This is a genomic window from Cognatiyoonia sp., assembly GCF_965661665.1.
Classification (GTDB): Bacteria; Pseudomonadota; Alphaproteobacteria; order Rhodobacterales; family Rhodobacteraceae; genus Cognatiyoonia.
In genome coordinates, this window is record NZ_CBFIEO010000009.1 from 66,088 (window position 1) to 90,775 (window position 24,688).

20 protein-coding genes are annotated in these 24,688 nt (G+C 57.9%); 16 read left to right on the forward strand and 4 right to left on the reverse strand.

All coding sequences use genetic code 11. The features are described 5' to 3' along the window. Positions 1 to 2 precede the first annotated feature (2 nt). The 7 genes from ACTF5F_RS07695 to ACTF5F_RS07725 are packed head-to-tail and all read left to right on the forward strand — an operon-like array spanning position 3 to position 7,992. Positions 3 to 743, forward strand: a complete 741-nt coding sequence (locus ACTF5F_RS07695) for a sulfite exporter TauE/SafE family protein (RefSeq protein ID WP_438956291.1) — start codon at positions 3 to 5, stop codon at positions 741 to 743. Positions 744 to 752: 9 nt separating this feature from the next. Next, the gene (locus ACTF5F_RS07700) at positions 753 to 1,691 is read left to right on the forward strand and encodes a phosphate acyltransferase (protein ID WP_438956292.1); all 939 of its coding nucleotides are present in this window, start codon (positions 753 to 755) and stop codon (positions 1,689 to 1,691) included. Further along, positions 1,688 to 2,752 carry an acetate/propionate family kinase gene (locus ACTF5F_RS07705; protein WP_438956293.1) on the forward strand — a complete coding sequence of 355 codons (1,065 nt, stop codon included), beginning with the start codon at positions 1,688 to 1,690 and terminating at the stop codon, positions 2,750 to 2,752. The genes ACTF5F_RS07700 and ACTF5F_RS07705 overlap by 4 nt, the downstream gene beginning before the upstream one ends. Next, a complete protein-coding gene (locus ACTF5F_RS07710) occupies positions 2,749 to 3,510 on the forward strand; it encodes a TSUP family transporter (protein ID WP_438956294.1) in 762 nt (253 codons plus the stop codon). Before ACTF5F_RS07705 ends, ACTF5F_RS07710 begins: the two co-directional genes overlap by 4 nt. A gap of 11 nt (positions 3,511 to 3,521) precedes the next feature. Continuing rightward, positions 3,522 to 6,344 (forward strand): molybdopterin oxidoreductase family protein, encoded by a 2,823-nt coding sequence (locus tag ACTF5F_RS07715; protein ID WP_438956295.1) that lies wholly within the window; start codon positions 3,522 to 3,524, stop codon positions 6,342 to 6,344. Positions 6,345 to 6,346: 2 nt separating this feature from the next. After that, positions 6,347 to 7,108, forward strand: coding sequence for a 4Fe-4S dicluster domain-containing protein (locus ACTF5F_RS07720; protein WP_438956296.1), 762 nt, complete (start codon positions 6,347 to 6,349; stop codon positions 7,106 to 7,108). Next, on the forward strand, positions 7,108 to 7,992 hold the full coding sequence (locus ACTF5F_RS07725; protein ID WP_438956297.1) for a dimethyl sulfoxide reductase anchor subunit family protein: 885 nt from the start codon (positions 7,108 to 7,110) through the stop codon (positions 7,990 to 7,992). The genes ACTF5F_RS07720 and ACTF5F_RS07725 overlap by 1 nt, the downstream gene beginning before the upstream one ends. Before the next feature lie 48 nt (positions 7,993 to 8,040). On the opposite strand, the gene ACTF5F_RS07730 is transcribed toward ACTF5F_RS07725, so the two are convergent. Further along, a complete protein-coding gene (locus ACTF5F_RS07730; RefSeq protein WP_438956298.1) occupies positions 8,041 to 9,102 on the reverse strand; it encodes an ABC transporter ATP-binding protein in 1,062 nt (353 codons plus the stop codon). A 3-nt stretch (positions 9,103 to 9,105) separates the two neighbouring features. Next, entirely contained in the window at positions 9,106 to 9,909 is an 804-nt protein-coding gene (locus tag ACTF5F_RS07735) for an IclR family transcriptional regulator (protein WP_438956299.1), read from the reverse strand. A 180-nt stretch (positions 9,910 to 10,089) separates the two neighbouring features. On the opposite strand from ACTF5F_RS07735, the gene ACTF5F_RS07740 reads away from it, so the two are divergent. From ACTF5F_RS07740 to ACTF5F_RS07780, 9 genes are all read left to right on the forward strand, one after another. Then, a complete protein-coding gene (locus ACTF5F_RS07740; protein WP_438956300.1) occupies positions 10,090 to 11,349 on the forward strand; it encodes an ABC transporter substrate-binding protein in 1,260 nt (419 codons plus the stop codon). A gap of 92 nt (positions 11,350 to 11,441) precedes the next feature. Further along, positions 11,442 to 12,383 (forward strand): carbohydrate ABC transporter permease, encoded by a 942-nt coding sequence (locus ACTF5F_RS07745; protein ID WP_438956301.1) that lies wholly within the window; start codon positions 11,442 to 11,444, stop codon positions 12,381 to 12,383. A gap of 12 nt (positions 12,384 to 12,395) precedes the next feature. Further along, entirely contained in the window at positions 12,396 to 13,244 is an 849-nt protein-coding gene (locus tag ACTF5F_RS07750) for a carbohydrate ABC transporter permease (RefSeq protein WP_438956302.1), read from the forward strand. A gap of 90 nt (positions 13,245 to 13,334) precedes the next feature. Next, positions 13,335 to 15,419, forward strand: a complete 2,085-nt coding sequence (locus ACTF5F_RS07755; protein ID WP_438956330.1) for an alpha-galactosidase — start codon at positions 13,335 to 13,337, stop codon at positions 15,417 to 15,419. Further along, positions 15,416 to 16,306 (forward strand): 2-dehydro-3-deoxygalactonokinase, encoded by an 891-nt coding sequence (locus tag ACTF5F_RS07760; protein WP_438956303.1) that lies wholly within the window; start codon positions 15,416 to 15,418, stop codon positions 16,304 to 16,306. Before ACTF5F_RS07755 ends, ACTF5F_RS07760 begins: the two co-directional genes overlap by 4 nt. Positions 16,307 to 16,310: 4 nt before the next feature. Further along, positions 16,311 to 16,916, forward strand: coding sequence for a 2-dehydro-3-deoxy-6-phosphogalactonate aldolase (locus ACTF5F_RS07765; RefSeq protein ID WP_438956304.1), 606 nt, complete (start codon positions 16,311 to 16,313; stop codon positions 16,914 to 16,916). Beyond that, positions 16,913 to 17,734, forward strand: coding sequence for an SMP-30/gluconolactonase/LRE family protein (locus ACTF5F_RS07770; protein ID WP_438956305.1), 822 nt, complete (start codon positions 16,913 to 16,915; stop codon positions 17,732 to 17,734). The genes ACTF5F_RS07765 and ACTF5F_RS07770 overlap by 4 nt, the downstream gene beginning before the upstream one ends. A 32-nt stretch (positions 17,735 to 17,766) precedes the next feature. Next, positions 17,767 to 19,668, forward strand: a complete 1,902-nt coding sequence (locus ACTF5F_RS07775; RefSeq protein WP_438956306.1) for a beta-galactosidase — start codon at positions 17,767 to 17,769, stop codon at positions 19,666 to 19,668. Beyond that, the gene (locus ACTF5F_RS07780) at positions 19,665 to 20,633 is read left to right on the forward strand and encodes an aldose epimerase family protein (protein WP_438956307.1); all 969 of its coding nucleotides are present in this window, start codon (positions 19,665 to 19,667) and stop codon (positions 20,631 to 20,633) included. Before ACTF5F_RS07775 ends, ACTF5F_RS07780 begins: the two co-directional genes overlap by 4 nt. Here ACTF5F_RS07780 and uraH read toward each other — a convergent pair. Both uraH and ACTF5F_RS07790 read right to left on the reverse strand, forming a co-directional pair. After that, positions 20,630 to 20,977: a hydroxyisourate hydrolase gene (gene uraH, locus ACTF5F_RS07785; RefSeq protein ID WP_438956308.1), complete on the reverse strand. Its 348-nt coding sequence runs from the start codon at positions 20,975 to 20,977 to the stop codon at positions 20,630 to 20,632. The two genes, ACTF5F_RS07780 and uraH, sit on opposite strands and share 4 nt — an antisense overlap. A gap of 36 nt (positions 20,978 to 21,013) precedes the next feature. Next, a complete protein-coding gene (locus tag ACTF5F_RS07790) occupies positions 21,014 to 24,601 on the reverse strand; it encodes a hydantoinase B/oxoprolinase family protein (protein WP_438956309.1) in 3,588 nt (1,195 codons plus the stop codon). Between the last annotated feature and the right edge of the window lie 87 nt (positions 24,602 to 24,688).

Sequence of the window (24,688 nt, forward strand, 5' to 3'; positions counted from 1 at the left end):
GTGTGCTTTTTGAGTTAACTCACGGAACATTGGCCGTCCTCGCAATTTCATTGCTGGGGGCGGCCTATGTCCGGGGTTATTCGGGCTTTGGGTTTTCAGCGATTTTTATCGCTTCCGCAGCTCTTGTTACAAACCCTTTGCCCCTCATACCGGTGGTATTTGCATGCGAGATCCTCATGACAGTCTTTCAGGCCCGCGGCATTCGCGGACATGTGGACTGGCGACGTGTGGGGGCTTTGTTGGGTGGGGCAGCTATCGCGCTGCCCTTTTCCGTTTGGGGCATATTGTCCATGGGATCAGAGACGGTGCGCATCGCAGTTTCGGTCATGGTCTTGGCAATGTCGCTGGTGCTGTTGTCGGGCTGGACCTTGACGCGCCGCATCGGCGCGCCGGGGCACATCGGCGTCGGCGTGCTGGCCGGTGCGTTCAACGGCGCAGGTGTGGGCGGATTGCCAGCGGCAGCCTTTATGACCGCGCAACCGATGACGCCTGCGGCGTTTCGCTCGACCATGATTGTGTTTTTGACAGGGCTGGACCTGATGACGCTGCCGCTCCTCTGGCGCGGCGGATTGGTCACATGGGACACGGCGCTTGGATTGGCTATGGCGTTTCCAATTTTGGGGCTGGGTATTTGGCTGGGCAGCAGGCGGTTCACGGCTACCTCACCAGAGGGGTTTCGGAGATTTACGATTTACCTTCTTATGACCCTTGCGGCCCTTGGGTTGCTGAGAACCCTTTTGTGAGCATGTAATATGACAGCGTCTTCTTTCCTTTCCACCGCTAACGTCCAAGCGCCGGCCGATCTGATCAAGATGGGTCAGGATTTTGGCAGTCCACGGGTTGCGATTGCCCGCGCTGGTGCGCCTTTGCCGATGCAAGCGGCGAAGGAGGCGACAGAGGCCGACCTGATGATCCCCGTCTTTGTGGGTGAGCGGGATATGATTGAGGCGGAAGCCGCTGCTCTCGACTGGGATATTTCGGGCTTTGCCTTGCATGACACCACGGGCGAAGAAGAAGCGGGCCAGAAGGCGGCGGCACTCTGCAGTGCGGGTGAGGCGGATGTACTTATGAAAGGACAGCTGCACACAGACGTGTTTATGAAAGCTGCCGTAAGCCGCGACGCTGGGCTGCGCACGGGCAGCCGGTTCGTGCATATCTTCCACATCAGCCCGCCGGATGGGTCGAAACCAATGCTCGTCTCAGACGCGGCGGTAAACGTCGATCCTTCGATTGAGACGCGGCAGGATGCGATCCGTGAGGTCACGGATTTGTTGATCCGTTTAGGCACAGCGCGACCAAAGCTGGCGATCCTGTCGGCCACAGAAAGCGCGATCCCGTCGGTGCCGTCTTCGATGGAAGCCAAAGAGCTGGCAGACTGGGCCAAGGCAGAAGTGCCGGAGGCGGATGTGTCCGGCCCCTTGGCGTTTGATTTGATCCTGTCACCTGCGGCAGTTGCGACCAAAAAGCTGACCGATGATCCGGTGACGGGCCAAGCCGATGCGATCATCGTGCCGGATATTGAGTCGGGCAACGCACTTTTCAAAGCGTTTGTGTATGTGGGTGGTGGCTGTGCTGCAGGCGTGGTGACAGGGGCGAAAGTGCCGATCTTACTCACCTCCCGCGCGGACCCAGCGGCAGCGCGGATGGCGTCGGTTGCACTTGCCGCCATCAAGTGTGCGATCCCGAAATGATCTTGGTTCTCAACGCAGGGTCATCATCGCTAAAGGTCGAAGTGTTCGACCTTGCGTTGACGTCTTTGTTGAGCGGTTCAGTAACGAATATCGGGACGGAAGGCAAACTGTCCTTGGGCGATCAGTCGGGCGCGGTGACGACGCAAGACCACGCAGCAGCCCTGAACGCGATGCTGGAGGCTTTGGCCGCCCAAGGCATCACGCTGGATCAGCTTTCCGCCGCAGCGCATCGCGTGGTACATGGCGGGACCATCCTGACAACGCCTGCGCGGGTGACGGCACAAGTGATTTCCGCCATTGAAAGCTGCGTACCGCTGGCCCCCTTGCACAATCCGCACAATGTGGCAGCGATCATTGCCTTGCAGGAACTGGCCCCCGACCTGCCCCAATATTGCAGTTTTGAAACGGCTTTCCACGCCACCAGCCCTGCAATGGCCGTCAGATACGCCATTCCGCAAACACAGCATGATGCGGGCATCCGGCGTTATGGCTTTCATGGGCTGTCTTATTCGAACATGGTCGCTGAATTTAGTGAGGCTTTGCCCAGCCGCCTTTTGGCGATGCATCTGGGCAATGGTGCGTCGCTCGGCGCGATCAAGGATGGCAAGTCTATTGCGAACTCTATGGGCTATTCGCCCCTGTCCGGTCTGACGATGGGCACGCGGTCAGGTGACATTGACGGGGCCGCAGTCCTGCGGATGTCGCATGCGTTGGGTGAGGATGAAACAGACAAAATACTCAACAAAAACAGTGGTTTGAAGGCGCTTGCGGGCGACAAAAACATGAAGACGCTGCTTGAGCGGGAAGACGACGAAGCGGCCTTCGCGGTGGAGCATTTCTGCTACTGGGCTGCGCGACATGCGGGATCGGCCATTGTCGCGATGGGTGGCGTTGACGCGGTCGCCTTTACCGGCGGCATTGGCGAAAACGCGGCACCCGTGCGCGATCAGATCATGGCACATCTGAGCTTTCTGGGCGATGTCGACGTGCATGTGATTGCAGCCGATGAAGAGAAAGCCATCGCGCGGGATGCTTTGCAGCTTATCGAGGCCGACGCATGAGCTGGCTTTACGATGCAGCAGTGCTTTCGCAGGGGGAGTTTTGGCTCCTCACCGCGATTGTCGTGGCAGCGGGCATTGTGCGCGGGTTTTCCGGCTTTGCCTTATCCGCGCTGATTATGGCCGCAGCAGTGATTATTCTACCGCCCATTGAGCTGATCCCGATGTTGTGGTGGCTGGAGCTTTCGGCGTCTTTGATTATGCTCAAGGGCGGCTGGGCCGATGCCGACCGCACCACGGCCTATGGTTTGGTGATCGGCGGGGTCATTGGGTGGCCCATTGGCCTTTGGCTGACCACAAGCCTGAATATCGAAATGTCGACCATGATCGCGCTTATGGTGATTGTCCTGCTGGCCATCCTACAGCTTGCGAAGGTGCGGATGCCCTTCCTTGCAACGCGCCCCGGTCTTTATGGCAGTGGATTCATCTCCGGCATTGCGAGCGGTCTGGCCAGCGTCGGCGGCATGGTTGTCGCGCTTTATGTCTTGGCAAGCGATGCCGCCGCGCGGTCGATGCGCGGCACGCTTGTGCTCTATCTTTTCCTCAGCCTCATCATGTCGATGGTAATCATGCTTGCATTTGGAGTGATGACATCGGGCAGCGTGGCGCGAGGGCTCATTTTCGCGATCCCGACAGTGTTCGGGGTCTTTCTTGGTCAACAGCTCTTTATTGAACGGTTGGCTACGTACTATCGTCCGTTTTGTTTGGTTCTGCTCTGCGCTTTGGCGGGTGCGGGATTGATCCGAACTCAGCTCTCTTGAAAGGGAATGCCATGTCGCTCGACCAGCCCCATGTAGATACATCACCGAAGGTTTCGGACGAGGTACGCAAAACGACGTGCTATATGTGCGCCTGCCGCTGCGGGATCAATGTTCACATGAAGAACGGCAAGGTGGCCTATATCGAGGGCAACCGCGATCATCCAGTGAACCAAGGTGTGCTCTGCGCCAAAGGGTCCGCGGGCATCATGCAGCACAACGCGCCCTCCCGCCTGCGTGCGCCATTGAAGCGTGTTGGGCCACGCGGGTCAGGTGAGTTTGAAGAGATCAGCTGGGACGAGGCGTTGGAGATTGCGGTTGGGTTGTTAAAGCCTATCCGGGAGAAGAACCCTGAAAAGTTGGCGTTTTTCACAGGGCGTGACCAGTCACAATCGTTCACGGGGCTTTGGGCACAGTCTTATGGCACGCCGAACTTTGCCGCGCATGGCGGGTTCTGTTCGGTGAACATGGCCGCTGCTGGCATCTACACCATGGGCGGTGCGTTTTGGGAGTTTGGGCAACCCGATTGGGATTTGACCAAGATGGTGATGATCTTTGGGGTGGCTGAAGATCACGATTCCAACCCCATTAAGATGGGCATCGGCAAGGCCAAGAAAAACGGTGCCAGAGTTGTCGGCGTGAACCCGATCCGCACGGGCTATAACGCGGTTGCGGATGACTGGTTGGGGATCACGCCTGGCACTGATGGTTTGTTCATCCTGTCGATGGTTCACTGTCTGATGAAGGCAGGGAAAATTGATCTTGAGTATCTGGCACGATTCACCAATGCCTCCGTCCTGATTAACGAAGATCCTGCCAGTAAGCAGCGCGGATTGTTCCTGCGCGACAAAGACGGTCAGCCGCAGGTGATTGACCGCCGGACAGGCAAGCTCGCGCCGTGGAACGGTGCGGGGGTCGAGCCGGATTTGGCGGGCACGCATCGAGCGAAAGGCGTCACGCATCGCACCGTCTTCCATTCGATGGCCGAACGGTACATGTCTGACGACTACGCGCCAGAGATTGTTGCCGAGAAGTGTGGTTTGACGCCAAAGCGCATCCGCCAGATGGCAGCGGAGCTGGCGCGGATCGCTTTTGATGAGGCGATCGAGCTGAAACGCGAATGGACCGACTTCCGCGGTGTGAAGCATGATAAAATGGTCGGGCGGCCTGTGAGCTTCCACGCCATGCGCGGGATTTCAGCGCATTCCAACGGGTTCCAAACCTGCCGCGCGTTGCATACCTTGCAGATCATACTTGGCACGGTGGAAACACCGGGTGGGATGCGGTTCAAACCGCCCTACCCCAAGCCCGCAACGGCGCACCCGAAGCCCCATTGCAAGGTGACACCGGGTGAGGCGCTGGATGGTCCACACCTTGGCTATACTCAGGGGCCAGAAGACCTGTGCATTAACGACGACGGTTCACCGATCCGCATAGACAAGGCTTATTCATGGGAGAATCCAATGTCAGCCCACGGGCTGATGCATATGGTGATTTCCAATGCGCATGCGGGCGTGCCTTACAAGATCGACACGCTGTTCATGTACATGGCGAACATGTCGTGGAACTCCACCATGAACACCTCGGGTGTGATGAACATGCTGACCGATATAGATGAGGACGGGAACTATGTGATCCCGAACATCATCTACTCAGACGCCTATTCGTCGGAGATGGTGTCCTATGCCGATCTGGTGTTGCCAGACACGACCTATCTTGAGCGGCACGATTGTATTTCGCTCCTCGACCGTCCAATTTGTGAGGCTGATGGCGTGGCCGATGCGATCCGCTGGCCGGTGGTGGAGCCGGACCGCGACGTGCGCGGGTTTCAATCCGTTCTTTGTGATCTGGGTGCGCGACTGGGCATGTCCGGATTCGTCAACGACGATGGCAGTTCCAAGTACAAAGACTATGCCGATTACATTACCAACCACATCCGCCGCCCCGGTATCGGGCCGTTGGCGGGCTTTCGTGGGAATGGGGAGGAGCACGGTCGTGGGGAAGTGAACCCGAACCAGATCGACCGCTATATCGAAAACGGTGGTTTCTGGATCGAACATGTGCCGGAGGATTGCGCTTACTACAAACCGTTCAACGCAGCCTATCAGAATTGGGCGGTGAAGATGGGGTTCTATGATGCGATACAGCCCTACATCTTCCAGCTTTATGTGGAGCCGATGCGGAAGTTCCAACTGGCCGCTGAAGGGGTCGGCACTCGCCAACCACCGGATCACCTGCGTGAACGGATCAAGGAGACGATGGATCCGTTACCGATCTGGTATGCGCCCTTTGAGGACGATCATGTCGATTCCGACGAATACCCGATCCACGCCCTGACCCAGCGGCCTATGGCGATGTATCATTCGTGGGGCACACAGAACGCGTGGCTGCGTCAAATCCACGGGCACAACCCGCTCTATCTGCCGACCAAGGTTTGGGAAGCGCATGGGTTTGAAGAGGGCGACTGGGCCAAGGTGTCCTCTGCCCACGGTCACATCGTGGTGCCGGTCTCGCATCAAGCGTCGCTGAACGAAAACACGGTCTGGACATGGAACGCGATTGGTAAGCGCAAAGGCGCATGGGCTTTGGAGGAAGATGCGTCAGAGACGACCAAAGGCTTCCTCTTGAACCACCTCATTCACGAGCTTTTGCCACCCAAGGGCGACGGGCTGAGGTGGGCCAACTCTGACCCGATTACAGGTCAGGCCGCATGGTTCGACCTGCGCGTGAAGATCGAGAAATCAACGCAAACAAACGAACTTGTTCCAAAAGTGCCGGCGATCAAATCGCCGGTGCCGAAAGGCCCGAAAGATCTGCAATGGAAGGTGGGAGACTAACCATGACGACTTTACCACCGCCATCGGCCAAGAAGCTTGGCCTTGTCATCGACCTTGATACCTGTGTGGGGTGCCATGCTTGTGTGATCAGTTGCAAAGGCTGGAATACGGAGAATTACGGCGCGCCGCTGTCGGATCAGAACGCCTATTCCGGCGCGGCGTCAGGGACGTTTCTGAACCGCGTGCATTCTTATGAGGTGCAGCCGGAGAATGGCACGGCGCAGTTGATCCATTTTCCAAAGTCCTGCCTGCATTGTGAGGACGCGCCTTGCGTGACGGTTTGTCCGACAGGGGCGAGCTATAAGCGGCAAGAGGATGGGATCGTGCTTGTAAATGAGCAGGATTGCATTGGGTGCGGGCTTTGCGCGTGGGCCTGTCCCTATGGCGCGCGAGAGTTGGACGCGGCTGAAGGTGTGATGAAAAAATGTACCCTGTGTGTCGACCGGATTTATAACGAGAATTTGCCGGAAGAAGACCGTCAGCCTGCCTGTGTGCGGACCTGCCCAGCAGGGGCACGGCACTTTGGTGATCTTGGCGATCCGGACAGTGATGTCAGCCAGCTTGTTGCAGAGCGGGGCGGGTTTGACCTGATGCCAGAGCAAGGCACCAAGCCCGTGAACAAATACCTGCCACCGCGCCCGAAGGATGTGGAGCCTGAGATTGATATCTTGGCGCCATATCTTGAGCCTGTGGCCGAAGACGCAAAAGGGTTGATGGGATGGCTCGATAAAGCCCTAACCGCCCTGCCAGGGGGAGCAAAGTAATGCATCCAGCACCTTCCGTTATTATCTTCAACACATTCTCTGCCATGGGGTTTGGGATGCTGTTTTTCTTGGGTCTGGGCCTGCCTGCACCGACAGCTTGGGCCGCCTTTTTCATGTTTGCTTTGGCCTATATCATGGCTGTGGGCGGGCTGATTTCATCGATGTTCCACCTTGGCCATCCAGAACGGTTTGTGAAAGCGTTCAGCCAGTGGCGGTCGAGCTGGTTGAGCCGCGAAGCTGTTTGTGCGGTGGTTTCACTGGTCGTCATGGCGATTTATGGCGCGGGGCTGGTGTTCTTTAACACACAGATTGCGATTTTGGGGCTGATTGGGGCCTTGGGATCACTGGGCGTCGTCTTCACTACATCGATGATCTACGCGCAGATGAACACAGTGCCACGCTGGAAGCATTGGAGCACGCCTGTACTGTTTATTGACCTTGCCGTCACGGGCGGCGCTTTGCTGACTGGTAACATCCTGATCGCGCTCGTTATGCTCGCCATCGCGGGGTTCATAACCGCGTATTATTGGGTGAGCGGTGACACGCGGTTTGCTGAGAGCGGATCAAGCCTATCGAATGCGACGGGCTTGGGCGACATTGGAGCCGTACGGGCATTTGAGCCGCCACATACGGGCACCAACTATCTGTTGAAGGAATTCGCCTTTGAGGTCGGGCGCAAGCATGTCCAAAAGCTGAGGATCATCACGATCGTCTTTGCCTTTGTGGTGCCGTTCTTGCTGTTGGCGCTGAACCTGTCAGTCATCAGCCTGATGATCCTTGGCCTTGCTGCTTTGAGCCACATCGTTGGCGTTTTGACCCTCCGCTGGCTCTTCTTTGCGCAGGCCGAGCATGTGGTTGGCTTGTACTACGGCAAGCGCGTCTAAACAAAAAGCCCCGGTCTGGACCGGGGCTTTTTCGTGCCTTTAGTGTTCTCAACCGCGAATGCGCTGCTCTGTCTTGGCATCAAAGAGGTAGAGGCGTTCAGGCTCAAAACTGAGGCCGACGGTTTCGCCTTCGCTGACACGTTCGTCGCCACGTTCTTCGATGATGATCCGCTCCCCCGTCGCACCGATCAGGTAGGCGTAGGAAATGCCGCCAAGGCTTTCTGTCATTTCGACCTTCATGCTGGTACCGCTGCGATCGATAGTCAGGTGTTCGGGGCGCAGGCCCGCTGACACAGCGTAACCCTTGTATGCGGCGGCGATGGGGACAGGCACCGTCATTTGGAGGTTCGGCACCTCGACGCCGCCATCCGCAACAGTACCGTTCATGAAGTTCATGGCTGGAGAGCCGATAAAGCCCGCGACGAATTTGTTGTCGGGGTCACGGTAGAGGTCCATAGGCGCACCGACCTGTTCAATATTGCCAAGGCGGAGGACGACGATCTTGTCGGCCAATGTCATCGCTTCGACCTGATCGTGGGTCACGTAGATCATCGTCGCGCCAATCTCTTTGTGCAGGCGCGCAATCTCCACCCGCATTTCAACGCGCAATTCGGCGTCGAGGTTGGAGAGGGGTTCATCAAAGAGGAACACATCAGGGCCACGGACAATTGCTCGCCCAATGGACACCCGCTGTCGCTGACCGCCAGAGAGGGCCGCGGGTTTGCGGGCGAGGTATTCGTCAAGCTTCAGGATGCGGCTGGCTTCAGCGACCTTCTCTTCAATCTCCGCCTTCGGGTGGCCATTCATTTTAAGGCCAAAGCCCATGTTCTCCTTCACCGTCATATGTGGGTAGAGCGCGTATGTTTGGAACACCATCGAGACGCAGCGGTCGGATGGGTCGAGCTTGGTCACGTTACGATCCCCGATGAACATCTCGCCCTCGGTGGTTTCCTCCAGTCCGGCGACCATGCGCAGCAGCGTGGATTTACCGCAACCGGAGGGGCCGACGAAGACGCAGAATTCGCCATCCTCAATTTTCAGATCAATGCCGTGAATAACCTGCACATCGCCATAGCGTTTGACGACCTTGTTCATGGTGACACCGGGCATGGTTTAGGTTCCTGTTACTTGTTGTTTCTGGTAGTCTGGCGAAGACCAGTGCTGGGCTTCTTTCGCAATTGCATCCGCTGCCGATTTCAGCAGCGGGACGTTCTTTTCCAAACTCGCAAGGTTGGTGCGCAGGGTGGTACTGGTGACAGAAAGGGCGCCAAGGATGCGGCCCCGCTCCGTCAAAATCGGCATGGCGACGCAAATGATCCCGGGTTCATGTTCTTCACGGTCGAAGCCGTAGCCATGTTCGCGGATCTCGGCGAGTTCCTCTTTCAGCGCATCAGCATTGGCGAGGGTGTGTTCCGTGAAGATGTGGAAGGATTGCTGGCCGATGATCGCTTCTGCCTCGTCCTCTGGCACATACGCCAGCATGACCTTACCCACGCCCGTGCAGTAGGCGGGGCCAACTTTTCCGGCCTGACTGTACATCTCGATCGGCTGCGTGGCGTTGCGTTTGTCGAGGTAGAGAACCTGTGCACTATCGAGTTGCGCGAGGTGTACCGTTTCGCCGGTTTTTTCACTTAGCTCGTGCAAATAGGGGCTGGCGACTTGCGCCAAGGACGACTGCCGCCACGCGAAATGGGCCAGCCGCACCAGCCGCGCACCGGGGGCATAGGTGAAGCGATCAGGATCATAGTCCAGCATCCCCTGATTGGTCAGGGTTTGGATCAGGCGGTAGAGCGTGGGTTTGGGAAATCGAGAGTTTGCGAGGACATCATTGAACCGCACAGGACGGCCGAAATCTGCGACCTCTTCCAAGACCTCCAAAGCCTTGCCAACCGTGCCGTCCCCGGACCCGCGCGACATTCAATTCCTCCCTACTCGCACCTCCCATGAGGCGAGCGCTTTGTGGTCACACCTCACCACGAGCATATTGACAAGCTTAGGTGAGTCGCGATTTAGTATCAACATCCAAAACCAAGTTTCGAATAATGAAACCATTGAGAAATGCGGTTTTACATCATGGAAGCATCTAGGGAGGATACCATGCATTCCATTACCAAAACGTCGCTCGCGGCGTTGGTTGCTGCTGGCGTAGCAACATCAGCCACTGCCGACGGCCACGGCCTTTCCGGCACACTTCGCATCAGCTCTGACATGTCCAACCCTGCACCACGTGCGGTGATGGAAAAGCTTGCCACAGACTTTGACGCGCTGCATCCGAACCTTGACGTGGAACTGACTATTGTTGACCGCGAAGCGTGGAAAACACAGATCCGCAACGCGCTGTCCGCGAACCCGCCGGACGTTGTTAACTGGTACGCGGCAACACGCATGCTGCCTTATGTCGAAGCTGGCCTTTTCATGGACATCTCCGACCTTTGGGACGAGCCTGAGATGTCTGACCTTGCTTCCACAAAAGGCGCTATGACCCTTGATGGTAAGCAGTGGGGCGTGCCGTATACGTACTACCAGTGGGGCGTCTACTACCGCAAAGATATCTTCGAAGAGTTGGGCCTGACTGAGCCAGCAACTTGGGAAGAAGAGAAAGCAAACTGCCAAGCGATCATTGATTCTGGCCGCAAGTGCTACACTATCGGCTCCAAGTTCCTGTGGACGGCTGGCGGTTGGTTCGACTACATCAACTCCCGCACAAACGGTTATGATTTCCACATCGAGCTGGCCACAGGTCAGGTGCCGTGGACAGATGACCGTGTACGCGCAACTTTCGCCAACTGGCGTGAGCTAATCGACATGGGCGCCTTCATCGACGACCACCAGTCTTACAGCTGGCAGGAAGCGATGCCGTTCATGATCGACGGTGAAGCAACAGCCTATCTGATGGGTAACTTCTCTGTCGCGGCGTTCCGTGATGGTGGCCTGACAGACGACCAGCTGGACTTCTACCAGTTCCCAAAAATCAACCCAGACGTTGATTACGCGGAAGACGCACCAACCGACACGTTCCACATCGCTTCTGGCGCTCAGAACGTCGACGCGGCAAAAGCGTTCTTACTGTATGTCACATCTCCTGATGTTCAGACAGAAATCAACGGCGGCGACGCACTGGGCCAGCTTCCAGTGAACGCAAAGGCGCAGGTTTCTGATGACAAGTTCATTCAGGAAGGCTTCAACATGCTGTCCAACAACGCTGGTGGCGGCATCATGCAGTTCTTCGACCGTGATTTCTCTGCTGAGATGGCATCCGTCGGCATGGAAGGTCTGCAGGAGTTCATGGTGTTCCCAGACAATCTGGATGACATCCTTGAGCGCCTTGAAGAGACACGTCAGCGTATCTACCAGTAATCATGATTTGGGGGCGGTGCGCCGCCCCCTTCTCAACTTATCCGCAAGGCCGCGTGGCTTTTCGCATGAGTTGACCTTTGAGAGGCATAGCCATGGCGGCAGCCAGCACCAATGCGCCTGCCCAACGGGGTTGGTATAAACGCAACGAGATTGCAATCACCCCGTGGCTTTTCCTCGCGCCGGCCGTTCTGTTTTTCGCCGTCTATGTCATTATTCCAATCGGTCAGTCGTTCTGGATTTCAATGCATCAGTGGGATGGCCTGGGCGAAAAGGTCTATATCGGAACTGCAAACTATGAGCGGTTGTTGGGCATTGGCGACCAGAAAATCGATCGCAAATTTGAAGTCTCATTCTGGAACAACCTGCGTTGGTTAGTTTTGTACCTGCTGGCGATCCCGATGGGGCTTTTCATCGCGCTCTTCCTGAACCAGACGGTGCGGGGCATCCGGCTTTATAAGTCACTATTCTTCTTCCCGTTCGTGATTTCACAGGTGGTTGTAGGCCTTGTGTTCAGCTGGTTCTACCTGCCCAATGACGGCCTTTTTGACGTCATCACCGGTTGGTTCGGAATTGATATACGCGGCGGTGTATTGGGCAACCCGAACACCGCGACATACGGCATCATCGCTGCAGGTCTTTGGCCACAGACGGCATACTGCATGATCCTTTACCTCACTGGTCTCAATACTGTGGATCCAGAGCAGGTTGAGGCGGGTCGCTTAGATGGCGCCAAAGGTTGGAAGATGCTGTGGTATGTCATCATCCCACAACTCAAGCCCGCGACCTTCATCGCCTTCGTGGTGACGATCATTGGCGCGCTGCGGTCTTTTGACTTCATCGCTGTGATGACCAACGGCGGGCCGTTCGGATCAACCCGAGTGCTGTCATTCTACATGTTCGAGGAATCCCTGTCAGAATTTGGATTCCGCATGGGCTATGGCGCAGCGATTGCGGTTGTCCTCTTCTTCATCATGCTCGGGTTCATTGCGTACTTCCTGTACTCAATGTGGCGCGACGACCAAGCGGCGCGATAGGGGGCGAGAAAGATGTTTCCAAGACCTATCGAACAGCAATCCCGCGTGGTTCAAGTCGGCTACCAAGCCTTCCTACCTGTGGCGCTAATCCTGTGGCTGTTGCCGCTGATCGCGGTGATGATCTTTTCCATCAAGCCTGACGGGGATTTTGTCCAAGGCAACTTCTGGGGCATGCCGTCATCTTTCGAGTTCTTCACCAACTATGGGAAGGTGTTCTTTGAATCCGACATGCCGCGATATCTGCTGAACTCCGTCATGATCACGGTGCCGACGGTGATTGGCACAGTCGCCTTGTCGTGCATGACGGGATTTGCGCTTGGCGTCTATAAGTTCAAAGGGAACATGCTGATTTTCTTCATGTTCATCGCGGGCAACTTTGTACCGTTCCAAATCCTGATGGTGCCGGTCCGGGACCTGACCGTGAACATGAACCTCTATGACACCAAGACGGGCCTGATCCTGTTCCACATTGCGTTCCAGACTGGATTCTGCACGCTCTTCATGCGGAACTTTATCCGCGCCCTGCCCTTCCCTTTGATCGAGGCGGCACGAGTCGAGGGCGTGGCGGAGTGGCGCATCTTTATCTACATCGTTTTGCCGCTGATGAAGCCTGCGATTGCGGCGCTGTCGGTGCTGATCTTCACCTTTATCTGGAACGACTATTTCTGGGCGGTCGTGTTGACCCAAGGTCCTGATGCGCAACCCGTGACAGCGGGGATCACAGCCTTTAACAGCCAATTCCGGGCGGCGTATCACTTGATGAGCGCAGGCTCCATCGTTGCGGCCTTGCCGCCGGTTGCGATGTTCTTCTTGATGCAGAAACACTTTATCGCTGGCCTGACCCTTGGTGCGGTCAAGTAAACGGGACCACGTATGACACCTTTGACTGATATGCCGTCTGGCGTTGAAGAGCAGTCTGTGCAGCAGAGCGTCGCGCCGCAACGGCAAACGATGATCAGTCGGGCGTGGCGGCTGGACGATGGCCGTCAGACGTTGGTGTTGACCACAACGAATGATCGCTTGCCGCAAGCGGTCTATTGGGGTCCGCAGTTGCCAGACGACGAAGACCTACAAACGCTGCATGCGGCGAATATAATCGACGTGACGGGTGGGATGCTGGATGAGAACCCTGATCTGTCGCTCTGTCCTGAGGCGACGCGCAGCTTTCCTGGCCAGCCGGGGCTGATTGTCAGGGATACCGACGGCACGCCGCTGTTGCCGAAGTTCTGTCTTAAGGGATCGGAGCAAAACGGGACCCTCACACTCCGCTATGAAGACACATCCAACGGGCTGAACCTGACCTTCTTCTTTGAAGTGGACAGCGATACCCATGTGATCACCTGTCAGACAACACTCGACGCGACGCGTCCTGTGCATCTGCATTGGTTGGCGGCCCCTGTTTTGCCCGCGCCGCAGCAATCGGAGGAGGTGATTGACGTTTCTGGCCGCTGGTGTGGGGAGTTTCAGATCAGCCGGACCGCGTGGTCGGCAGGGATGCGGTATCGGGAGAACCGAACGGGCCGGACGGGGCATGAGCACTTCCCCGGTCTGTTGATCCCAACCACAGGCACGACCAACACCGAGGGCGAATGTTACGGCTTTCACTATGGCTGGTCGGGCGGTCACAAGATGATTGCTGAGGAATTGCAGGACGGTCGCCGTCAGATCCAATGGGGCCACGCTGCGCGGATGGAGACAGAGCCAGCGATGCAGTTCAAGACCGCGCAGCTCTACATTACCTATTCCGACACGGGGCTGAATGGGTGCGCGGTGAGCTTCCAACGGCACTTGCGGGATCGGATCGTGACATGGCCAAAGCCGGATGCGCCGCGCCCCGTGCACTACAACTGCTGGGAAGCGGTCTATTTCGATCACAAACTGCCCGTGTTGAAGGAAATCGCAGATCGCGCTGCCGCTTTGGGAGCGGAGCGATTTGTACTGGATGACGGCTGGTTTGGACAGCGGGACGATGACACGCGCAGCCTGTCCGACTGGACGGTTGATCCGCGCAAATATCCAGAAGGATTGCACCCGCTGATTGAACATATCCACGGGCTTGGGATGACCTTCGGCCTCTGGTTCGAACCAGAGATGATCAATGAGGACAGCGACATCCACCGCGCCAATCCGCATTGGGTGTTGGGGTCGGAAGATCAGACATTGGGGCGTCAGCAGAAAGCGCTGAATATGGCGCTGCCTGAGGTACGCGATTACCTTTATGACCGGATGTCGACGATCCTGAAAGATAACGAAATTGACTACATCAAATGGGACCATAACCGTGTACTACCAATGCCTGATGCGGCGCAGACACGGGGGTCTTATGTGCTGATTGATCGATTGCGGGCTGACTTCCCAGAGGTAGAGGTTGAAAGCTGCGCGTCAGGCGGTGGCCGCATCGACTTCGGCATTCTGGCGCGGACGCAGCGGGTCTGGCTTTCCGACAGCAACGACGCGCTGGAACGGTTGCGCATTCAACATGATGCGGCGCTCTTCCTACCTTTGGCAGTTACGGGGAGCCATGTCGGACCACGTGTCTGTCATACTTCCGGTCGAACGCTCGATATTTCCTTTCGGTCGTGGGTCGCAGCGCAGCGGCACATGGGGTTTGAGATGGACCCGCGTGAATTGACCGATCACGAGGCGCGCGTACTATCCGAAGTGACCGCGTGGTGGAAGCACAACCGCGACTGGATGACAAAGGCGGATATCCTGCGGCTCGACAGCGCAGACCCAGCGGTGATCGCGGAACAGCAACTTGCCCGCGATGGGACCAAGTTTGCGGTGTTTGCGGGCAAGGCCGCGACCTCTGCCCAGATCGCGCCGCGGCCTTTGCGACTGACAGATTTGGACGCGGACGCGATGTATGTGATCCGCCTTGTGAACCGCGATACGGCACCAACCTTGTCGCGGGGGCCGACAGCTTTGAAATCGCAAGAGCTGACCCTTTCGGGGGCTTATCTGATGCGCCACGGGGTCACGTTGCCTTGGTCCTTCCCAGAGCGAATGTGGGTCGTTGAAGGGGAGCGGATATGACCCAAGCCGATTGGATCGCAGTAGACTGGGGGACGTCGAACCTGCGAGTTTGGGCGATGTCGGACAGCGGCACGGTTTTGGACGCGGCACAGTCCAACAAAGGGATGAGCGGGCTGACGCCTGATGCGTTTGAGCCTGCATTGAAAGAACTGGTTGATCCGTGGGTGAGCGCCAAGACACCTGTCATCGCCTGCGGTATGGTTGGGAGCCGTCAGGGATGGGTCGAGGCCGCTTATGACATAGTGCCCTGCCCTGTCACCGTTCAACAGTTGGCGCGGCCTGCTGTCAAAGACCCCAATCTGGACGTGCGGATCATCCCGGGCATCCGGCAGATGGACCCTGCGGATGTGATGCGGGGTGAGGAGACACAGATCGCCGGCTTTCTGGCGCTCAATACCGGATGGGATGGGGTGATCTGCTTGCCAGGGACGCACACGAAATGGGTTCATATCAGTGCGGGTGAAGTGGTCAGTTTTCAGACCTTTATGACAGGTGAGTTGTTTGGGCTGTTGAGCAAACACTCCGTCCTGCGCCATTCATTGTCAGATGATCTGAACCCCGCTGGCTTTAATCGTGGCTTGGACGAGGCGTTGTCGCGGCCAGCGACGCTCGCAGCGCGGCTCTTCTCCCTCCGTGCGGAAAGCCTTGTGGGAGAGCAAGACCCAGCGGATGCGACGGGGCGCTTGTCAGGGCTCTTGATTGGGGCCGAGTTGGCCGGTGCGAAGCCTTACTGGTTGGGTCAGAACATTGCGGTGATTGGAGCGGGGGCGCTCTCAAAGCTCTATGTTGACGCTTTGGCGACGCAATCCGTACAAGCGATGCAAGTTCAAGGTGATCGGGCCACGCTTGCCGGTCTGACCGCCGCCTATCGACACTTTAAGGAGTAAGTCCATGTCGCGTCCGTTGATCGCGATCCTGCGCGGGGTCACCCCCGCAGAGGCCGCACCTATTTCTGAAGCCTTGATTGATGCAGGGATTGACCGGATTGAGGTGCCGCTAAACTCCCCTGATCCGTTCGACAGTATCAAGAACATGGCCGACGCCTTTGGCGATCGGGCGTTGATCGGGGCGGGCACTGTGTTGTCGACCGATGACGTGGGCCGCGTTGCGCAGGCGGGTGGCAAATTAATCGTATCCCCGAACTGTGACCAGCGGGTGATTGTGGCGACAAAAACGGCTGGAATGCAAAGCTGGCCCGGTGTGATGACGCCAACCGAATGCTTTGCCGCGCTAAAGGCCGGAGCTGATGGGCTGAAGATCTTCCCAGCCAGCCTTTTGGGGCCGTCGGGGATCAAAGCGATCCGCGCGGTTTTGCCGGAGGGCACGCAGGTCTTTGCAGTGGGCGGTGCAGGGGCGGAAAATTTTGCGGAGTGGATGGCGGCCACGGCGGATGGTTTTGGCATTGGGTCGGCCCTCTACAAGCCAGGGTATTCCATAGCGGAGGTCACGGCGCGCGCCAAAGACTTGGTCGCGAACTATGATGAGGCGGCATCATGATTTTTGACAACACGGTTTGTGAGTTGGGCGAAGGGCCGCTGTGGCACCCCGAACGTAATCAATTGTTCTGGTTCGATATTCTTGGCAAACGCCTGCACACCAAAGGGCAGCACTGGCAGTTCGAGGAGCATGTCTCCGCCGCCGGTTGGGTGACGCGTGATGAGCTTTTGATTGCGTCAGGATCCGCCCTTTTCCGGTTCAACCTTGAGACGGAAGAAAAGGAGCATGTGATCGATCTGGAGGCGGACAATCCTGTCACCCGCTCCAACGATGGTCGGGCAGACCCCTACGGTGGGTTCTGGATTGGGACGATGGGCAAGGGTGCGGAGGATTTCGCAGGCACCATCTATCGCTTCTACAAGGGGGAACTGCGGGAGATTGTGGGTCACGTGACTATATCAAACAGCATCTGTTTCTCACCTGATAACAAATTTGCATACTATACCGATACGGACACGCAGCTGATTATGGCGCTTCCGTTGGATGAAAAGGGCTGGCCTGAAGGCACGGCGACGGTGCATCTTGACCTAACCGGCACGCCTTATCGCCCCGACGGTGCGGTCATTGATCAGAACGGCAATTTGTGGAGCGCGCAATGGGGCGTCGGCCGTGTGGCGGGGTACAAACCCGATGGGACGTTTATTGAGGCGTTCGATCTGCCCGCTGTTCAATCGTCCTGCCCTGCGTTTGGTGGGCCAGAGGGTACAACGCTTTACTGCACTTCCGCTGCTGTGGGTCAGACAGGTGGCGATCATGGCAAGACTTTTGCAATTGAAACGAAGTACACCGGTCAGAAAGAACATCGCGTACTGCTCTGACGGCGGTGCGGTACGGTAAGGATTATTGAACCATGAAGCGCACGCTTGGCGTTTGTTACTACCCAGAACACTGGCCCGAGGAGCAATGGGCGGAGGACGCGCGCCGGATGGCGGAGGCGGGCCTGAGCTGGGTGCGGATCGGGGAGTTCGCGTGGCAGCGGATGGAGCCATCGCGCGGCACGTTCACGTGGGACTGGCTTGATCGGGCAATTGCGACGTTGGGCGCGGCAGGCCTGAAAATCATTCTTGGCACGCCGACAGCCACGCCACCGCGGTGGTTGGTGGACGAAATGCCCGAAATGTTGCCTGTGGATACGGAAGGGCGCGAGCGCAAATTCGGATCGCGTAGGCACTATGACTTTGGTCATCAGGGCTACCGCGAAGAATGCCGCCGGATCGCGCGCATAATGGGTGAGCGATATGGAACAAACCCACATATCGCCGCCTGGCAGATCGACAACGAATATGACTGCCATGACACAACACTGAGCTATTCCGATGTGGCCCTGAAGGGCTTCCGCGATTGGCTGGCACAGCGATATCAGTCGACCGATACGCTCAACCGCGCGTGGGGCAATGTGTTTTGGTCGATGGATTATGACAGCTTTGATCAAGTAGAGTTGCCAAACCTCACAGTGACGGAGCCGAACCCCGCGCATGTCCTGGCCTTCCGGCGCTATAGCTCGGATCAGGTGGTGGCATTCAATCGGGCTCAGGTGGATGAGTTGCGCAAGCACACCGATGCGCCGCTTATCCACAACTACATGGGCCGGATCACGACGTTTGATCATTGGGCGGTTGCCGACGACCTCGATATCGCGTCATGGGACAGCTACCCGATCGGGTTCCTGAGCGACCGGATCGAAGGTACGCCGGAGCAGAAGCAATATTTCCTCCGGCAAGGCCACCCTGACAATCAAGCGTTTCATCATGACCTGTATCGCGCGGTTGGCAAAGGCCGGCTTTGGGTGATGGAGCAACAGCCGGGCCCTGTGAACTGGGCGCCTTACAACCCTGCCCCGCTGCCCGGCATGGCGCGGCTTTGGGCGTGGGAGGCGTTTGCCCATGGGGCGGAGACGGTGTGCTATTTCCGCTGGCGGCAGGCCCCGTTTGCGCAGGAGCAGATGCACGCGGGCCTTTTGCGCCCTGACAGCAAAGACGCGCCTGCCTTGGCGGAAGCGTCGCAAGTGGCAGCTGAGATTGAGGGGTTGCCAGATGTCGGCACCGCACAATCGCCCGTGGCGCTGGTGTTTGATTATGAGAGCGCCTGGGCGTGGGATACGCAGCCGCAGGGTGCCGATTTCGATATGTTCCGACTTGGGTTTGCGGCCTATGGTGCGTTACGGAAGCTGGGTTTGAGCGTGGACATAATCCGGCCCGATACGAACGATGTGTCCGCCTATAAGGCCGTCCTTGCGCCCGGGATCATGCAGTTGAGCGATGAATTGCGCGGGGCGTTGGAGACTTACCAAGGGGTGGCGTTGGTTGGACCCCGGACCGACACGAAGACCGCCGAACTGACCATTCCGACGCCGATGGGGCCGAACCTGCCCGGTGTCGACACGACCGTTGTTTTGACCGAAAGCGTGCCACCAACCGATACCATCACGCTCGCAAACGGCGGGTCGTTCCGGCATTGGTTTGAGCATTTGGAGGGGGCGGCTGAGGTCAGAGCCTGGACCGTCAGCGGGCATCCCGCCATCGTTGGAACTGACAACCTGCGTTATCTGGCCGGTTGGCCCGAGGATGAGACGTATCTGGACCTGCTGCGTGACTTAATGGCGGAAGCGGGCGTTGAAACATACGACCTGCCACGCGGCGTGCGGATCAGGGACACGGCAACCCATCGCTTTGTTTTCAACTACGCGCCGGAACCGCAAGAGTGGAATGGCACCGTGATTGAGCCCGCAGGCGTCCATTGGGAAGCGCGATGATAGAGCCGTTTGGAACGACCGTCACAGGTCAAGCGGTCGAGAAGATCACACTCTGCGCGGGTGATCTGACGGCCAGCATCCTAACATGGGGTGCGGTGGTGCAGGACGTGCGGCTGAAAGGGGTCGCGTATCCACTGACGCTCGGCTCCGATGATCTGGCTGATTATGAGGACGCGCTGCGCTATCACGGATCGCTCATTGGGCCGCTGGCAAACCGGACCTTCCCTGCGCGGGTCGAAATTGACGGCATGATGTATGAGTTGGAACGAAACGCGGGCGATGTGCATTTGCACGCCGGGCGAGACGCGACGCAGCTTCAGGTTTGGGACGTGGTTGAAGTGTCGGAGAATGCGGTCACCCTGACCTGCCACCTGGTCGATGGACAGGCCGGATTGCCGGGCAATCGGGACATCACCGTGGTTTATGAAGTGTCGGCGCCCGCAACCCTGTCGATGCGGATTGACGGGGTGACCGATGCGCCAACATTGATGAATTTCGCCAACCACAGCTACTGGAACCTTGATGGCATGGCGACATGGGCGGGGCATCACTTACACGTTCATGCAGATCACTACCTGCAATTGGCCGAAGATTTGATCCCCACGGGTGAGATTGAAGCGGCCGCAGGTGGGCCACTCGATTTTAGTCAAGCTACTAAAATATATCCGCAAAAACCTGAAATAGACAATAACTTTTGCCTGTCAGACCAGCGTACCGCTGTGCGGGACGCGCTGAAATTGACAGGAACGTCTGGCGTCACGATGACCGTTGCGACGGATCAGACAGGCATTCAGGTCTATGACAATCGCTCCCCTGCGCGGCCAGGCAAACAAGTCTATGAAGGTCTGGCGATTGAGGCGCAAAGCTGGCCCAACGCGCCGCACAACAGCGGCTTCCCGTCGATCCGCGTCACGCCTGATGCACCTTATGTCCAAGAAACCGAGTGGCGGTTCAGCAAGGGCTAGCTGCCGCGATAGGTCGAATATCCGAAGGGTGAAAGCAGCAGCGGCACGTGGTAATGGCTGTCTGAGTCATCAATGCCGAAACGGATCGGGATGTGGGTGAGGAAGGGATGATCAGAGGTGGAGCTGTGATATGCGCCAGCCTCAAACACCAGTTCATACTCCCCAACAGAAAAATCATCTTTTGGCAGGATTGGCGTGTCGGTGCGGCCATCGTCATTGGTAATCCGTTCGGCAAGTTTAGCTCGCGTATCACCCTCCCACTTATAAAGGGTGATCTTCAGCCCGGCGGCAGGGAGGCCCTTGGCTGTATCAAGCACGTGTGTCGTCAGAAATCCGTTTGCCATGTGTCGTCTCGCATCCGTTGTTGAGCCAAAGCTAGCCTAAGTCGCATCCTCAGGCGATCCCCAACCGCCCCCGCCAGGTGTTTCGAGGATGAAGGTGCTCCCTACAGGTAAATCGATCTCATCATTGCTCTTCAGAGTTTGGGTTGTGCCATCAGGCAGTCTGACCCAGTTGCGCCCGACCGCGCCAGGCTGGCCACCCTCAACACCATAGGGTGGGATGATGCGGTGGGAGCAGAGCGTGGTGACGGTCACGGGGTTGAGGAATGTCATTTCGCGCACCGTGCCATGGCCGCCACGCCACCGCCCTGCACCGCCTGATCCATCGCGAATGCGGAAGGTGTCGAGCCGGACAGGGAAGCGTTTTTCCAATATCTCAGGATCGGTCATGCGGGTGTTGGTCATGTGGGACTGCACGGCGTCACAGCCGTCAAACCCCGGTCCGGCGCCTGTTCCGCCTGCGATCGTTTCGTAGTTTTGAAAGCGGTCGTTGCCCCAGATGAAATTATTCATCGTGGCTTGGCTGCACGCCAGCACGCCCAGCGCGCCGATGAGGGCATTGCAAGCGGCTTGGCTGACTTCCGTATTGCCCGCGATCACGGCTGCGGGATAGCTCGGGTTCAGCATGGAGCCTTCGGGCACGATGATGTTGAGCGGTCGTAAGCAGCCTTCGTTCAGTGGGATGTTTTTGCCGACCATTGTCCGGAAGACATATAGCACGACCGCGCGGCAGACTGCGAGCGGCGCATTATAGTTGCCGGTGTGTTGCGGGCTGGTGCCGCTGAAGTCGATGGTGGCGGTACGTGCGCTTGCATCAACTTTGACCGCGACCTTGATGCGTTGGCCTTCGTCCATCGGGTAGTCAAATTCTCCATCCACCAGGCGTTCCACTACCCGCGCAACACTTTCGGCGGCATTATCCTGAACGTGGCCCATGTAGGCTGTGACAACGTCTGCGCCGTAGGCTTCGCAGACCTTGAGCAGCGCCTGACGACCTGTCTCGTTGGCTGCGACCTGTGCTTTAAGGTCGGCCATGTTTTGATCGATGTCGCGGCAGGGGTATCTGCCGGAAGCGAGGGTTTTGCGGGCGTCCTCCTCCAACAAACGGCCAGCGCGGACGAGTTGTACGTTGTCGATCAGCACGCCTTCTTCATCGATATGTCTGCTGTCGGGCGGGCCGGATCCGGGGGTGCGGCCACCAATGTCTGCGTGATGCCCACGGCTGCCGAGCCAGAACGCAGGTTTTCCCTCCACGAACACAGGCGTGACGACGGTGACGTCGGGCAGATGGGTGCCGCCGTTGAAGGGCGAGTTGAGCATATAGGCGTCGCCTTCAGCCACGTCGGGGTTGAGCCGCATCACGGTTTTGATGCTGTCAGACATGGAGCCGAGGTGCACAGGCACATGCGGGGCATTGGCAACAAGATCACCAGCGGCATCAAAGATTGCACATGAGAAATCAAAGCGCTCCTTGATGTTCACCGACCATGACGTGTTGGCAAGCGTGGCGCCCATTTGGTCAGCGACGGACATGAAAAGGTTGCTCATCACCTCAAGCACGATGGGATCCGCTTCTGTCCCCGCAGCGGCAGGGCGCGGGGCGGCTGTGAGGCGTGACAAGATCAGGTTGCCCAGCGCATCAACGGTCGCGTCCCATCCAGGTTCGACCATGTTCGTCCCCGTTGATTCGAGGATGATGGCGGGGCCGACAATTGTGGTGCCCGCGTCCAAGTCTTCGCGATGGTAGAGCGGGGTTTGTATGTCGCTGTCAAAGCTGACCAACGTTTCTGCGAACGGCGCCGCGTTGCCGGATTGAGGGACGGCTGGAAGCGGTTGGTCGGGTGTGCCGCCAACGGCTTCAGCGCTCACCAATTCAAACAGGATCACGCTCTCTGGAGAGGTGAAGCCGAACCGCTGTTGATGCGCCGCCTCAAATGCCGCTGCCATGCTCTGTGGATCGGCAAAAGGCACTTCTAGCGCTTGGTGGGAGCCAGCGTAGCGCAATTGCGCGCGTTCAATCACAGTGACGTTTGCGATGCCTTGGTCGGAGAGGTCCTGCGTCGCCTCAGCCTTGATCCTTCTCAGGGCGTCTTGCGCGGTTGCAATATCGACGAGCGGTGCGTCAACCTGAACTTCCCTCAGGGCGCGGACTTCAGCGAGACCCATCCCGAAGGCCGACAAGACGCCTGCATACGGGTGGATCAGCACGCGGCGCATGCCCAGCGCATCAGCCACAAGGCAGGCGTGTTGACCGCCTGCGCCGCCGAAGCATTGCAATGTGTAGCCGGTGACGTCGTGGCCCCGCTCCACACTGATTTTCTTGATCGCGTTGGCCATGTTGTCGACGGCAATGCGGAGGAAGCCGCGCGCGAGATCTTGCAGTGTGCGTTTTGGTTGGCCCGTCTCTGCCGCTACTTGTTCCGCAAGATCATCAAACTTACGGCGCACGGCGGCGGCATCCAGCGGCAGATCACCGTCTGGACCGAAAACCTTGGGGAAATGATCTGGTGTCAGTTTACCGAGCATGACGTTGCAGTCGGTGACGGTGAGCGGGCCACCACGGCGATAACAGGCCGGGCCAGGATCGGCGCCTGCGCTTTCGGGGCCAACTTGCAAACGGCCATCGCGGAACTGGCAGATGGAGCCGCCGCCTGCCGCAACGGTGTGGATGTCCATCATCGGGGCGCGCATGCGGACACCTGCAACCTCCGTCTCGAACGAGCGTTCAAAATCGCCTGCATAGTGGCTCACATCCGTGCTGGTGCCACCCATGTCAAAGCCGATGAGACTATCAAATCCCGCTTGTTCCGCTGTCTTGACCATGCCGACGATGCCACCAGCGGGGCCGGAGAGGACCGCATCCTTGCCTTGGAACCGTGTTGCGTCTGTCAGCCCACCGTTCGATTGCATGAACAGAAGCCGTTCGCAGACCGTGCCCACGTCGAGCGCGCTGTCAACCTGATCGACATAGCGCCTCAGGATCGGCGACAGGTAGGCATCAACCACCGTCGTGTCCCCGCGCCCGACGAGTTTGGCAAGGCGGCTGACGCTGTGAGAGGTGGAGATTTGCGTGAAGCCGACCTCCACCGCGATCGCCGCGATGCGGTCTTCGTGTGCGGGGTTGAGGTAGGCGTGCAAAAGCGCGATCGCGACAGCTCGCGTGCCGGCGTTATACGCGGTTTGGAGGGTTTGGCGCACGGATGCTTCATCCAGCGCTATCAGCACATCACCGTCTGCGGTCAAGCGTTCCTCCACCTCCGCAACGATGCGGTACAGCCGCTCAGGCCGCTTGATGTGCAGGTCAAACAAGGCGAGACGGTTCTGGTAGCCGATGACCAGCAAATCCTTGAACCCTTTAGTGATGAGGAGGAGGACATCCTCCCCCGTCCGCTCCAAAAGCGCGTTGGTGGCGACCGTGGTGCCCATCTTGACCGCTTCGATGGAGCCAGGCTCGGGATTGTCATCACCGATCAGGTCTTTGATCCCTTGGATCGCCGCGTCGGTGTAGCGTTCAGGGTTTTCTGACAAAAGCTTGTTGGTGCGGATATCGCCATCGGGCGACTGGGCGACAATGTCGGTGAACGTCCCACCACGGTCGATCCAAAATTCCCACTTTTTCTTGGTCATCTTTGCCCTTTCCTGCCGCACTGGACCTTAAGCCTGCTCCACTTGAAACGAAAGCGTCGATCGCAACAAGATTCGGTTTGACAGCAC